7 protein-coding genes and 1 riboswitch are annotated in these 13,923 nt (G+C 67.0%); of the genes, 3 read left to right on the top strand and 4 right to left on the bottom strand.

The annotated features are described in order from the left end of the window. Positions 1-13: 13 nt before the first annotated feature. The 3 genes from ACZK4Z_RS22075 (at position 14) to ACZK4Z_RS22085 (ending at position 2,219) form a co-directional block, all read left to right on the top strand. The gene (locus tag ACZK4Z_RS22075) at positions 14-679 is read left to right on the top strand and encodes a response regulator transcription factor (RefSeq protein WP_005420420.1); all 666 of its coding nucleotides are present in this window, start codon (positions 14-16) and stop codon (positions 677-679) included. 168 nt (positions 680-847) lie between these two features. Beyond that, complete coding sequence (locus tag ACZK4Z_RS22080; protein ID WP_125893301.1) at positions 848-1,219, top strand: hypothetical protein; 372 nt, start codon at positions 848-850, stop codon at positions 1,217-1,219. A gap of 246 nt (positions 1,220-1,465) precedes the next feature. Further along, positions 1,466-1,555: riboswitch (yybP-ykoY riboswitch) on the top strand. Between the two features lie 88 nt (positions 1,556-1,643). Next, positions 1,644-2,219: a manganese efflux pump MntP gene (locus ACZK4Z_RS22085; protein ID WP_032128462.1), complete on the top strand. Its 576-nt coding sequence runs from the start codon at positions 1,644-1,646 to the stop codon at positions 2,217-2,219. A 100-nt stretch (positions 2,220-2,319) separates the two neighbouring features. On the opposite strand, the gene ACZK4Z_RS22090 is transcribed toward ACZK4Z_RS22085, so the two are convergent. The 4 genes from ACZK4Z_RS22090 to ACZK4Z_RS22105 all read right to left on the bottom strand — a co-directional run bounded on the left by ACZK4Z_RS22090 (position 2,320) and on the right by ACZK4Z_RS22105 (position 13,874). Further along, on the bottom strand, positions 2,320-5,766 hold the full coding sequence (locus ACZK4Z_RS22090; protein WP_253145833.1) for a hybrid sensor histidine kinase/response regulator: 3,447 nt from the start codon (positions 5,764-5,766) through the stop codon (positions 2,320-2,322). Between the two features lie 135 nt (positions 5,767-5,901). Then, a complete protein-coding gene (locus ACZK4Z_RS22095; RefSeq protein WP_125893297.1) occupies positions 5,902-8,049 on the bottom strand; it encodes a S46 family peptidase in 2,148 nt (715 codons plus the stop codon). Positions 8,050-8,220: 171 nt separating this feature from the next. Continuing rightward, the gene (locus tag ACZK4Z_RS22100) at positions 8,221-12,081 is read right to left on the bottom strand and encodes a translocation/assembly module TamB domain-containing protein (protein ID WP_125893295.1); all 3,861 of its coding nucleotides are present in this window, start codon (positions 12,079-12,081) and stop codon (positions 8,221-8,223) included. Then, the gene (locus tag ACZK4Z_RS22105) at positions 12,078-13,874 is read right to left on the bottom strand and encodes an autotransporter assembly complex protein TamA (protein WP_080291770.1); all 1,797 of its coding nucleotides are present in this window, start codon (positions 13,872-13,874) and stop codon (positions 12,078-12,080) included. The genes ACZK4Z_RS22100 and ACZK4Z_RS22105 overlap by 4 nt, the downstream gene beginning before the upstream one ends. Between the last annotated feature and the right edge of the window lie 49 nt (positions 13,875-13,923).

The following is a 13,923-nucleotide window of genomic DNA, read 5'->3' on the forward strand; positions in this document are numbered from 1 at the left end:
GTTCCCCCCGACCATGACCACCCTCCTGATTGCCGATGACCACCCGCTGTTCCGCGAAGCCCTGCGTGGGGCGGTGCAGCGGGTCATCCCCGGCGTGCAGCTGTTCGAGGCCGACAGCGTGGAAGCGCTGTACGCGCTGGCCGACCAGCACAACGACGCCGACCTGGTCCTGATGGATCTCAACATGCCCGGTGCGCAGGGTTTCAACGCACTGGTGCACATGCGCTCACTGCATCCGCAGCTGCCGGTGGTGGTGGTGTCCGCGCGCGAAGAGGCGACGGTGATGCGCCGCGCGCTCGACCATGGCGCGCTGGGCTTCATTCCGAAGTCTGCGGATTCGGACACCATCGGCCACGCACTGGGCACCATCCTCGATGGCGAGACCTGGGCGCCGCCGGAAGCGCACAACGTGCCGCCCACCGGCAGCGAGGAACGCGAAGTCGGCCAGCGCCTGCGCGAGCTGACCCCGCAGCAGTTCCGCGTGCTGCAGATGCTCGGCGCCGGCCGCTTGAACAAGCAGATCGCCTACGACCTCAACGTGTCCGAAGCGACGATCAAGGCCCACGTCACCGCCATCCTGCGCAAGCTGGGCGTGACCAACCGCACCCAGGCCGTGCTGATGGCCGGCAAGCTGGCGATCGACGACGACGCCATCGTGCTGCCGCCGGAAGAAGACTGAAGGTAGTGCCGGCCGCTGGCCGGCATTGGCCTGAAGCCGCCTGAAATCGCTTCGGTAGGTGCCAGGCTTGCTTGGCACTTTTGCCCAGCCCCGCCGATGACGCAATCAGCTCTGGCGGGATGATGGATTCGGTCTCAAGCTGGAAGTTCCAACTTCCCGCCCGGAACGATGGACACCTGGACACTGATCGATACCGACGGCTTGAAGATTGGTGTAGTCCAGTGCTTCCGATATGAATCCTGGCGCGTGAGTGGCAGGTTCATGCCTGATCTCGGCTATTCAAGGTACCAGCGGCTCTTCGCCGATCTTGAATATGCAGCCAATGAGCAGTTGTTCACCCATGTCGACGATCTCGAGAGAAGCATCGCTGCATTGCGCATTCGTGCAGTGGGGCCCAGCGGGGAGGACGATCCGCAGCGGGTTGCGAATCTGCAGATCATGGGTGACTGGTGTCAGTTCCAGATCAGTTCAATGACCCGCCCAGCCGATGAGCAACCTCTCACCCTGCCCTCAACAGAATCGAAAGTATCCGCACGTTGATCGCTTTCGTTCGCGAAGGCTGTCCGGATGGTCCCAGGCCTCCAGGCATGGCACAGCACCATCAGGCACTGCTCCGGTAGGTGCCAAGCTTGCTTGGCACGCTTTTGATGGTGCACCTGCCGGCCAGCGGCCGGCACTACCAGGCACCGCTACGCTCTCGATATAGCCATCGCTATACAAACCAGCCCTGCCTGCGCGTTTCGCTGGAAATGCGCCGCGCGTGAATCGCGATGCTAAGCTGCGCGTCCCCTTGGGGAGTAGCCGGATTCCTACGCAGGAATCGTCCACGTCAACATACTCGGCCAGTGCGCCGTGGCGTGGACAACCATGATGGTTGGCGAGACCAGCGGCCCGCGCGCGCAACGTCAGGTTGGGCGCGAGCGCAGGCCGTGCGTCCGTCCTAGCCCGACCTCAGCCGCCGCCCATGTCCCCCATTTCGATCCTCCTGATCGGCTTTGCCATGTCCACCGATGCCTTCGCCGCGGCGATCGGCAAGGGTGCGGCCATGCGCAAGCCGGTGTTCCGCGACGCACTGCGTGCCGGCATCATCTTCGGCGTCATCGAGGCGATCACGCCCATCATCGGCTGGCTGCTCGGCCGCGCCGCCCTGCAGTACGTCGAAGCCTTCGACCACTGGATCGCCTTCGGCCTGCTCGGCGCGCTGGGCATCCACATGATCTACAACGGCCTGCGCCCGGACAGTGCCGACGAAGACGAAGACCCCTCGCAGCACCACGGGTTCTGGAAGCTGGCGCTGACCGGATTCGCCACCAGCATCGACGCGATGGCGGTGGGCATCGGCCTGGCTTTCATGGACGTGCATATCGGCGTGATGGCAGCGGTCATCGGCCTGTGCACGCTGACCATGGTCACTGTCGGCATCATGCTCGGCCGCGTGCTGGGCAGCATGGTCGGCAAGCGTGCCGAGATCATCGGCGGCGTGATCCTGGTGATCATCGGCGCGACGATCCTGTACGAACACCTGCACGGCCTGGGGTAACTTGCCGGAGGCGAGCGATTGCGTGGTTGCCGGCCAGCGGCCGGCACTACCAGTGCATCACATCCACGCATGGCGTGGATCTACCGCCGGGCGGCAGGCACTACTGCGCATCGCGCAGCGCGCCCAGGAAGGCGCGCAGCGAGGCCGGCTTGATCGGCTTGGTCAGCACGCGGTAGCCGCGTTCGCGCGCCATCCGCTTCAGCTCGTCGCGACCATCGGCGGTCAGCAGTGCGCCCGGCAGCGGGTAACCGGCCGCCTCGCGCAGCGCTACCAGCGCATCCAGGCCGTCCATGCGGTCGTGCAGGTGGTAATCCACCAGCATCACCTGCGGGCGCTCGGCAATCTTCTCCAGCGCCTGGTCGACGGTGGCAGCGGTGATCACCTGCACCTGCCAGCGGCCCAGCAACGCGCGCATGCCATCGAGGATCTCTTCGTCGTTGTCCACGCACAGCACGCGCAGGCCGGCCAGCGAATCGCTGCGCACTGGTGCGGCTACGTTCTGTGCAGGTGTGACCAGCTCTGTGTAGCCCGGCAGCGGCGCCACCCGCGGCAGGATGATCGAGAACATCGACCCCTTGCCAACCCGGCTGCGCGCGTTGAGGCGATGGTCGAGCAGGCGGGAGATGCGCTGGCAGATCGACAAGCCCAGGCCCAGCCCCTGTTCACCCCAGTCGAACGGCTGCTGGTAGCGATGGAACTCGTCGAAGATCTGCCGCATGTGGTGCTCGGGAATGCCGGGACCGGTATCCCATACCTGCAGCTCCACTTCGTCGCCGCGTTGGCGCACGGCCAGCACGATGCGACCCTGGCGGGTGTAGCGCAGCGCATTGGCCAGGAAGTTCTGCAGCACGCGGCGCAGCAGGCGGCGGTCACTGCGCACCCATGCCGGGCGCGCGAACAGGTCCAGGCGCAGGCCACGGCCGGCGGCGACCGGGGTGTACTGCGCGGCCAGTTCGCGCATCAATGCGCTCACGTCGAACTCGCCGATCACCGGATGCAGGCCGCCGGCATCCAGCCGCGACACATCCAGCAGGCCATCGAGCAGCTCTTCGGCCGCACGCAACGAAGCGTCCACACGCTCGGCCAGATGCTTCTGCTCGTCACTCACGTGATCACTGTCGCGCAGTGCCGAGGCGAACAGGCGCGCCGCGTTCAACGGCTGCAGCACGTCGTGGCTGATCGCCGCCAGGAAACGGGTCTTCGACTGCTGCGCGACCTCGGCCTCATGCGAGCGCTCGGCCACGCGCTGTTCCAGCGTCTCGTTGGCTTCCAGCAGTGCTTTTTCCGCGTGCTTGTAGTCGGTGATGTCGTTGTAGCTGGTCACGTAACCGCCGCCGGGCAGCGCCTGGCCACGCATCTCGATCACCTTGCCATCGCTGCGGGTGCGCTCGAACACATGCGGTGAACCGGCACGCATGTAACCGATGCGGCGGTTGATCTGCACTTCGATATCACCCTCGCCCAGCTCGCCGCGCTCCGCGTTGTAGCGGATCAGGTCGGCCACCGGGCGGCCCACGTAGAGCATGCCGTCGGGGTAGCCGAACATGTCCTGGTAGCGGCGATTCCATGCGGTCAGCCGCATGTCCGGATCGACCACGCTGACCCCGGCGCTGATGTTCTCCAGCGTGGTCGACAGGATTTCGCGGTTGAAGCGCAGCTCCTGCCCGGCTTCGTCCAGCACGGCCACCACTTCGCCCAGATCCATGCCCGAGCCACGCAGCAGGCTGGTCAGCAGCAGGCGTGCCGACGCCGCACCGATCGAGGCGGCCAGCAGGCGCTCGGTGAACTGCACCCACGGCCGGTCCGCGGGCGCCGAGGATTGCAGCTCGCGGCCCAGCGACTGCGCCTGCTCGAAGAACGAACGCCGCGCATGGCGCTCGCCAACCACGCGCGAGGCCAGTGCCAGCAGGTCACCCACGTGCACGTGACCGGGCCAGCCACCGGCCACCGACGGACGCTCGGCATACGGATCGAGGAACGGCGCGGCGCGAAGCCGCTCGTCGACACCGGGCCGCCAGCGCGCGGACACCAGCATCATCGTCGCCGCGTTGACCAGCAGCGACCAGAAGGTGCCGTGGGTCAGCGGGTCCCAGCCGGTCATGCCGAACAGCTGCTGCGGGCGCAGCCACTCGATGCCGAACGGGCCGTGCTGCACCCAGCCAGCATCGACCCAGCCGGCCATCGTCATCGCAGGCAGCAGCAGGGTGTAAAGCCAGGTGGCGAAGCCGAGCAGCATGCCCACCTCGACGCCGCGCCGGCTGGCACCGCGCCAGTATAGGCCGCCGATCAGGCCGGGCGCGAACTGCGCCACCGCCGCGAACGCCATCAGGCCGTACGAGGCCAGCGTGCTGTCGTTGCTGCTGGTGCGGTAGTAGCTGTAGGCCATCAGCGCCAGCAGCAGGATCGCCAGGCGGCGGATCCACAGCACGCGCGAGGCGACGTCGGCGGCCTCCTGGTGGTCGCCACTGCGACGCAGCAGCACCGGCATCACCAGATCGTTGCTGACCATGGTGGCCAGCGCGATCGACGACACGATCACCATGCCGGTGGCCGCCGAGAAGCCGCCCACATAGGCGATCAACGCCAGCGCATTGCGGCCTTCGGCCAGCGGCAGGGCCAGCACCATCGAGTCGTCGGCGACGCTGCCGCCGGTACCGAACAGGGTCACGCCGGCGGTGGCGATCGGCAGCACCATGCCCGAGATCAGCACCAGGTAGCCGCCGAACATCCAGCGCGCGCGGCGCACATCGCGCACATCGCCGCACTCGACCACGGCCACGTGGAACTGGCGCGGCAGGCAGATGATGGCGAGGAAGCTGAGCAGGGTCTGCGAGATGAAGCCCACCGGCGGCAGGCCGGTGAACAGCGTATGCACCGATTCAACCACCGCGTCGGTGCGGTTGCTCAGCCACAGGTAGGCGAACACGCCCACGGCCAGCATCGCCAACAGCTTGATCACCGATTCGAAGGCGATCGCCAGCATCATGCCGTGATGGTGTTCGGTGGCATCGACCTGGCGGGTACCGAACAGGGTGGCGAACAACGCCATCAGCAGCGCCACGTACAGCGCGGGATCGGTGAAGAAGCCAGTGGGGCCGGTGTTGCCGGTCAGTACCTGCAGGCTCATCGCCACTGCTTTGTACTGCAGGGCCAGGTACGGAATGATGCCGATCAGCGCGATGATCGCAACCAGCGCCGCCAGCCGCCGCGAGCGACCGAAGCGCGAAGAGATGAAGTCGGCGATGGACACCACGTTCTGGCTGCGTGCGATCAGCGCCAGGCGCTCGATGATGCGCCAGCCGAACAACAGCAGCAGCAACGGACCGATATAGATCGGCAGGTAGCCCACGCCGTTGCGCACGGCGGTACCGACCGCACCGTAGAACGTCCACGACGAACAGTACACGGCCAGTGCCAGGCTGTAGACCACCGGCCGCAGCCACGGCCGGTCGGGGTACATCGGCCGACGGTCACCCCACCACGCCACGCCGAACAGCAGCGCGGCATAGGCAACCGAGACCAGCAGCAGGATCCAGCTGGAGACCACGCGCGCGTTTCCGTCGGAAGAACCCGCAGTGTAGGCCAGGCGTGGCCGGGGGTGCGGGCTCGTTGGGGACAACCACCCCCACCAAGGTGGGGGCCTACGCGGTGCGGGCCACGACCATTGGTCGTGGCCGGCTTCTTACTGGGCCGGCACGCCCATTTCCTTCAGCAGTTCCGGCGCCGGGTAGACCTTGGCCAGCAGCCAGCGCAGGTAGCGCATGTCCACGTGCACGGCGCGCTTGTAGCGCGGGTCGAACCACCAGCTGGCGCTGACCGATTCCCAGTTGCTGTCGAAGTTCAGGCCGATCAGTTCGCCCTTGGCGTTGAGCACCGGCGAGCCGGAGTTGCCGCCGGTGGTATCCAGGTTGGTCAGGAAGTTGACCGTCTGGGTCTTCAGCGCCGGGTCGGCGGTGCTGCCGAAGTCACCCTTGGCGATCGCGGCCAGCAGCGGCTTGGGCGCATCGAACGGATAGGCGTTGGTGTTCTTCTCGACGATGCCGGCCACGGTGGTCACCGGCGAGTAGGTCACGCCGTCGCGCGGATGCAGCGCCTCGACCTTGCCGTAGCTGATGCGCAGGGTGCGGTTGGCATCCGGGTACACCGCGCGGCCCTGCTTGGCACGCCAGGCGAACAGCGCCTGCATGTAGGCCGGGCGCAGGCGCAGCTGCTCGCCTTCGCGGGTCTTGCTTTCGTTCTCGATGCGCAGCTGCGCGGCCACCAGCGGGCCGGCCACGGCGATCAGCGGATCGGCGGCCAGTGCCTTGCCTTCGCGTGCAGCAGCGAAGCGCGACAGGCGCTGCGCCTCGTCACCCAGCTGGGTGCCGGCGTACAGGGTGTCCAGTGCCTTGGCCAGCTGCTCCGGGGTACGGCCGAAGGCCGTATCGAACTCGGTCACGCGCTGCGCGTCAGGCAGCTGCTGGTAGCGGGTCAGCAGGGTGGTCAGCAGCGCCTTCTCGACCTCCGGCGCGTAACGGCGCTGAACCTGCTTGAGCACGCCTTCGATCATCGCCTGGTCGCGCTGCTGGAAACCACTCTCGCGCTGCGCGTCCGGCTTGGCCGATTCGATGCGCAGGCGTTCCAGCAGCAGCGCCGAGCGCAGCAGCTGGCTCTGTGCGGCCATCTGGTCCAGCAGCAGGTCGCGTTCGCCCACCGCCGCGCCCTGCGACAGGTTGGTCAGCAGCGCCTTGATATCGCCCTGGTACTTGCGGTCGGTGGCAGCCAGCATCGCCGTCTCGTCGGCGGCACGCTGGGCCTTGGCGTCGCTGCGCAACAGGCCTTCCAGCTCACCAGCGGCGCGCTTGCGGTTGTTCTTCAGCGACTGCAGCTGTGAGGCGTAGCGGGTGCGCGCCTGCGCGTCCTTGGCGCTGGCGGCCTCGATGGTGTCGATCATCTGCTGGAACACCGATACGCGGCGCGGCAGCACGGTATCGATCTGGCCAGCGAATTCGGCCGCGGTACGGTGGCGATAGGTGATGCCCGGGTAACCGGCCAGCATCGCGTAGTCACCTTCCTTCGGACCTTCCACCGACATCTGCAGGTGCGCCGGCGCCTGGTAGGGCACGTTGTCCTTGCTGTACGCGGCCGGCTTGCCGTCCTTGCCGACATAGGCGCGCAGCAGGGTGAAGTCGCCGGTGTGGCGCGGCCACATGAAGTTATCGATCTCATCGCCGTAGTTGCCGATCGCACGCGGCGGCGCGTAGACCAATCGCACGTCGCTCAGCTCCAGCTGGGCAATGCGGTAGAAATCGGTGCCGTAGTACATGTTGGCCACCGAGCAGCGCACGCTGCCGTCCTTCTCGCACTCGGCCACGATCTGCTTGCTGGCCGCATCCACCGCATCGAAGTAGGCACGGCCGGTCTTGCCACGCGCCTGCGCCAGCACCTGGTCGGTCACCTTGTCGAAGCCGACGGTGACCAGCACGCGGAAGTCCGGGTTGGCCGGGCGCTCGTCGGCGCGGTCCCTGGCGATGAAGCCACCATTGATCAGGTCGTGCTCGGGCGAGCTGTTGTACTGGATCACGCCCATCGCCACGTGGTGGTTGGTCAGCAGCAGGCCGTCCGACGATACGAACGAGCCGGTGCCGCCACCGGCACGCACCACCGCGCTCAGCGGCGGTGCGGTGACATTGGCCAGGTCGGCCGGATTGCCCTTGAAGCCTGCGGCCTGCAGCGGCTTGGCCAGCTCCGGCAGCTGGGTCGGCATCCACATGCCTTCATCGGCGTGGGCGCCGGCGGCGAGGGTCAGGCCCAGGGCCAGGGCGGTGGGAAGGGCTTTGCGTGGTGACATGGGGCAATCCGGTACGACAGAACAGCCCGGGACCATAGCCGCTGGGGGCGGAAGGGGCAACGGCCGATGGTTGGGGGCGTCGTGCACGGTAGTGCCGGCCGCTGGCCGGCAACCCACGCAACTCGGGAGATACGGTGCAGTTGCCGGCCAGCGGCCGGCACTACCGCATCGTTACTTCTCCCGCCGCCAGTTGATCGACCCACGGTTTTCCACCGTGCTCGATTCCACTTCCACGTCGAAGCCGCGGCGCAGCAGGTACTTCAGCGTGATCACCGAACCGGCACCGACCAGCGACACGCCGTAACCGACGTACAGCTTGGGCGAGATGTACTTGCCGACGCCGATCACCGAGCCACCCAGCGCGCGCGACTGGCTCACGCCGGCATCGTCCAGGCCCAGCTTGGCACCCAGCTGCGAGGCCAGCAGGCCGCTGCCGGCCGACAATGCCGCCGAGGCCGCATTGACCTGCTGCGTCTGGTCGCTGCTGGCGCCGGTCAGGCTGCGTCCCAGCACCAGATAAGCCAGGGCTTCGGACTGCGACATCGCCGGGTCAGACCACACGTCCGCACGCGGCTGCTGCGCACGCCCGGTCACGTCGATACCAGCAGTGACATCACCGATCCGGCGCTCGGCACGGATGTTGATGCGCGGGTCGGACACCGCGTTGTAGTTCCAGGTGAGGTTGCCGCGGGTGATGGTCAGGTCCTGCCCGTACGCCTTGTAGCGGCCACTCACTTCCAGCCCACCATTGGCGGTCATCTCGCGGCCAGGCTTGGCCCAGACCTGCATCTTGCCGGTCAGCGCGCCCTTCAGGCCGAAGCCGGTCATCTTCACCTTGTCACCGAGGCTGACGGTCAGCTCCATGTCCAGCGGCGAGGTACGCGACTCTTCCGGATCGGCCGGGTCGAGCACCACCACGTCTTCGGACACCGAGGTGCCGCGGTCCAGGCGCTCCAGATCGATGTCGGCCTCGGGCACGTGCACGGTGCCACGCAGCTCCATCGCGGCCTTGGCCAGGGTGAAGTCGAGGTTGGGATTGGCGACGATGCGCAGCTCGCTGGTGTTGGACAGCAGCACGTTGTCGCCGTGGATCTTCAACTGCAGCGGCTGTGCATCGCCGAACCACGACAGGCCACCATCCACGTACAGCGTGCCCTGGCCGGAGTTGGCCTGCGCGGTGATCTTGGCCGAACCATCGGGCTGGGCCACGAAGCTGCCCTTGCCCTGGTCGAAGGTCAGGCCGAGTGCCGGGAATTCACCCTTGAAGTTGCTCAGCTGCGCGTCACCGCCCAGCGACGGCTGGCCACGCGTACCGCGCAGGCTGACGTGGCCTTCGATCAGGCCGGTCGGTCGCACGATGTCCGGCGAGAACAGCTCCAGCCAGTACAGCCGCGACATGTTGAGATAGAGCTCGCCGTTCAACGGCGCGCTGGCTTCCCAACCGGTCTGCATCCTGGCATCGACGAAGCCGTTGCCCTGGAAGCCCATGCCCAGGTAGCCCTTGATGCTGGCCGGGGTCATGTCGAGCTTGAGCGAGAACTGATCGTAGCGCACCAGCTCGCCACGGGTGGTGTCCCCCACGGCATTGCGGTTCTCACCCAGGCGCACGCCGCCTTCCTTCGAGCGCACTTCCACATGGCCTTCCCAGGCGTTGCCGCGCGGGCGGATCTGCGCATCCAGGCTGACATCGCCACGCAGGTAGATGCGACGGCCGGACTGCGGCGGCAACCACGGCTGCACCAGCGCCAGTGGCAGCGCATCACTGCGCACCACCAGGCCTTCGCGCGGCCAGTTGGCCTGTGCGCACAGTGTGCCGCTGCTGGCAGCGGCCAGGCAGGCTTCGCCCAGCGTGTAGTTGCTGCCGTTGATCGCGAACGCCGCCGGTGCACGCAGCGACCAGGCATCGCCCTTCACCGGTGCGATGCGCAGCGCGGCCAGCTCGCCGCGCCACTGCGCGCCCTGCTGGCGCACGCTGCCCTGCAGCTCGATCGCGCCCATCTCGTTGCGGGTCTGCGCGGCCAGGCGCAGGTTGGAGACACTGCCCTGCGCATCCACGTTCAAGCGTTCCAGCAGCATGCCGGCATTGACCTCCTGGCCCTGGATCGCCAGCGTGCCGCTGTCGCCGCGCCACGGCAGGTGGCCCTTGATGCTCACGCTCTCGGCGCCGTAGCCGTCCCAGTTGAGGTTGTTGCCGACCAGGTCGGCGGTGATGTCCGGCGCATCGCGCGGGCCCTTCACCTGTACCTGGCCACGCAGGCCGCCATCGGCGCCCGGCAGCAGGTCACTCAGCTGCAGCGGTTCGAAACGCGCATCGATGTCGAGGCGGTCACCGACCTTGCCCGAAGCGGTCACCCGGCTGCTGCCCAGCGACAGCTTCAGGTCACCCTGGCCCTGCGCGCCCTGCAGCGCGAACTTGCCCTGCGCGTCCAGGTTGCGCTGACGCAGCACGCCCTTCAACGACGGCAGATCGACCGTGGCTTCCAACGTGCCGGCGGTACCCGGCGGTGCGTTTGCCGGCGGCGGCAGCTGGCGGCCCTTGGAGGCCAGGTTGCCGGACAGGCGGCCATTCCATCCCGGCACGAAATAGCCGGGGTCGAAGTCCTTCAGCGTGGCCTTGGCATCCCAGTCCAGCTGCGGTGCCCACGCCACCTGGCCTTCCACCTGCAGCTGGCCACCCGGGGTCTGCGCCTGCAGCTGGTGGATCGACGCGGCCTGATCGTTGCCGCGCACATCGAAGTGCAGCTGTGCCTTCTGCGCGTCGCGCTCGACCTCGGCGCGGCCGATCGCCGCCCAGGCCTTCAGGGTACCGGCCAGGCCGAAGCGTGCTTCCTTCAAGGTGACCGGCACCGGGGCGCTGCCGGCGGTGTTCGGGTCCGCCGCTGGCACGTAGGTCAGGTCATGTGCGACCACCGAGAAGTTGAGCTTCTGCTGGTCTTCCTGGCTGAAATCGGCGGTGCCTTCCAGCCGCGCCTCACCGCCAAGACCCTTCACCAGCAGCGGTGAGACTTTCAGCACCTGGTCCTGCAGCGACACCACCGACGGTGCCAGTTCCAGTTCCTGATCGCCCTGTTTCACCTTGCCACGCAGGTTGGCGTTGCCGCCCTTGCCGGCGGCGGTGAAGTCCAGTGCCAGCGGCGCGATCGCCGAGCTGGCCAGTGCCGGCGACAGCAGCGCCAGATCCAGCTCGTCACTGCGGATGCTGGCGCTCCAGCTCGGATCGGTGCGGCCATCGAACACCAGCATCGCGTGCAGCGGCTTCGGCGCGCGCCCGGCTACGGCCACTTCCATGTGCGACAGGTCACCGCGCGCGACCAGGCCGACGGTGGCGGCCGTGCGGCCACGCGGCGCCGGCAGCACCGCGGTGACGGTCACATCGGTGTCGTAGTCCTTGGCCGGGATGTAACGACCCTGGGCGGTGAAATTGCCCATGTCGCTGTCCACCACCAGTTTGTGTGCCTGGAACTCGCCATTGGCGATCTCGATGCCGCCGCGCACGCGACTGATGTCGATCACCGGCTCGTTGGCCTGGCTGATGCGGAAGCCGTCGATGGCGATGGCATCGGCCTGGATCGCCAACGGCATTTCGATCTGCGGCAGCGAATCCGGCCACGACGGCAGCTTGAACGGCTCGTCACTCTTGGCCAGGTTCAGCGTCGCGTTGGTCAGCTCCAGCTTGTCCAGCAGCAGCTTGCGGCCCAGCAGCGGGCGCAGGTCCGGCTCCAGGTGCGCGCGCTCGGCGTGGAAATGGATGTCGTCGTAGCGGAAGTCGACGTTGTACAGGGTCAGCGGACCGGCCACCGGGCCGTCCACCTTGTCCCAGGTGAAGCTGGCGCCCACCGGCAGCCGTGCCACCACCTGCGCCAGCAGCACGTCACGGCCGGCCACGGTCTGCAGCAGCCAGTACACCGCCAGCAGGGCCAGCAGCACCAGGCCCAGCACGCCCACACCGGACCAGGCCCAGAAGCGGCGGCGGCGGTAGAAGCGCACGCGCGGCGGCGTGGTCGGGTTCGGAGTCGGTGCGGGCGTACTCACAGGTCCGCTCCGATGTTGAGGTACAGCTGGAACTGCGAATCCGGGTTGTTCAAGCCATGCGCGATATCCACGCGCACCGGGCCCACCGGCGATTTCCAGCGCACGCCGAAGCCGACGCCGGTATGCAGATCGATGGTGTTGTCGAAGGCGCTGCCGGTATCGACGAACACCGCCGCACCCCACGGGCCACCATTGAAGTAGTGCTCGTACTCGGCCGAGCCGATCACCAGGTTCTTGGCGCCCAGCGCGTACTTGTCCGGTGCCGGGGTCCGCGGGCCCACCTCGCGATAGGCATAGCCGCGGATGCTGCGGTCACCACCGGCGAAGTAGCGCAGGCTGGGCGGCATGGCCACCAGATCACTGGTCCAGGTGGTGCCACCCTCGCCGCGCAGGATCAGGCGGTTGCTTTCGCCCACCGGGATGTACCAGCGCAGCACGGCATTGGCCTGCACGAAGCTGGTGTCCGAACCGGCACCCTCAACGCCGGCACGCATCGTCGCAGTACCGCTGATGCCCTTGCGCGGGAACAGTTCGTCATCGACGTTGACGTAGTCGGCGACCATCTGCGGGTACACCAGCGTCGACGTGTTGTAGACCGCGTCGGTGAATTCGGTGCCGGAGGCATAGCGCCAGCGCTCGCGCAGTGCGTTGATCGAGGCGATCGCGGTCCAGTGTTCGTTGATCTCGCCGCTGCGGCTGGCGATCAGCTTGAAGTTGCGCAGGTCGATGTAGTCGGTCTGCTCGTCGTAGGCGCTGGCAGCGAAGGTGTACCAGCCATCAAGCCAGTTGAAGGCCGGAATGCGGTAGCTGGTGACCAGGCTCTTGCGCTTCTGCGCATAGTCCAGCTGCGTGTTCATCTTGTGGCCGCGGTTGTTCAGCCACCGCCGTTCGATGCCACCGCGCACACCCGGGCCACTTTCGCTGCCGTAGCTCAGACCCGCGGTGTAGATGGTGCGCTTGGCACGGGTCAGCTTCACATCCACCGGCACTTCGCCGTTCGCATCGGCCTGGTCGGGCCGCGGCTGGATGTCGATCACGCTGAAGTAGTCCAGCTTGGTCAGCGACTCGCGCAGCCGGTCCAGCTTGCCCTCGTGGAAGTAGCTGCCCTGTTCCCAGTAGACCAGCGGATCGAACAGCTTGTCGACGAAGTAGTCCTGCTCGAAACGCACCGGTCCCATGTTGTAGCGGCGGCCGCTGTCCCAGGTCAGGTCGATGTCGGCGGCGTTGTCGGCACGGGTGATCTGCACCTGACGCTGGGTGTAGTCGGCATCGAAATAGCCACGTTCGGCCAGGCGACGGGTGACGGTGATCTTGCTGGCTTCGTACTGCGTGTGTTCGAAACGCTGGCCCTTGCGCGGCTTGAACGCGGCCAGATCGTCCTGCAGGTACTGGTCGTACATCGCCGGCCCGGTGATGTCGATGTGCTCGCGGCGGACGGTCACCGGGGTGCCCTTGTCGACATGGATCAGCACGCGCACGTGCTCGTCCTCGCGCGGTGCCTCGACCTTGATCACCGGGTTGTAGTACCCGAACGGTTCCAGTGCCTGGCGGGTCTGCCGCTCGGCCTGTGACAGCAGGTACTCCAGGCGCGATTCGCCCTGTTCCTTGCCGATCGTGTCGTACAGCGACAGCGATTCCTGGATGTTCTCGATGATTGCGGCGTCGTCGCCCTTGTCCAATCCCTTGATGTCCACCTTGTCGATGGTGCCGCGCGCGTGGGCCACGGAGGTGGCGGCCAGCGACAGGACCATCAGCGGCAGGGCGTATTTCTTTGGCTGCATGCGGCACAGCATACCGACCGAAGGTGACGATGCGAAATGCATCACGTCATTCGGGATCGGT

The organism is Stenotrophomonas sp. 71799_Sma (assembly GCF_056482505.1).

Bases quoted from the DNA above. Each gene is read 5' to 3' on its own strand.
- ACZK4Z_RS22075 (WP_005420420.1), top strand. From the start codon at position 14: ATGACCACCCTCCTGATTGCCGATGACCACCCGCTGTTCCGCGAAGCC.
- ACZK4Z_RS22095 (WP_125893297.1), bottom strand. From the start codon at position 8,049: ATGTCACCACGCAAAGCCCTTCCCACCGCCCTGGCCCTGGGCCTGACC.
- ACZK4Z_RS22105 (WP_080291770.1), bottom strand. From the start codon at position 13,874: ATGCTGTGCCGCATGCAGCCAAAGAAATACGCCCTGCCGCTGATGGTC.
- ACZK4Z_RS22085 (WP_032128462.1), top strand. From the start codon at position 1,644: ATGTCCCCCATTTCGATCCTCCTGATCGGCTTTGCCATGTCCACCGAT.
- ACZK4Z_RS22080 (WP_125893301.1), top strand. From the start codon at position 848: ATGGACACCTGGACACTGATCGATACCGACGGCTTGAAGATTGGTGTA.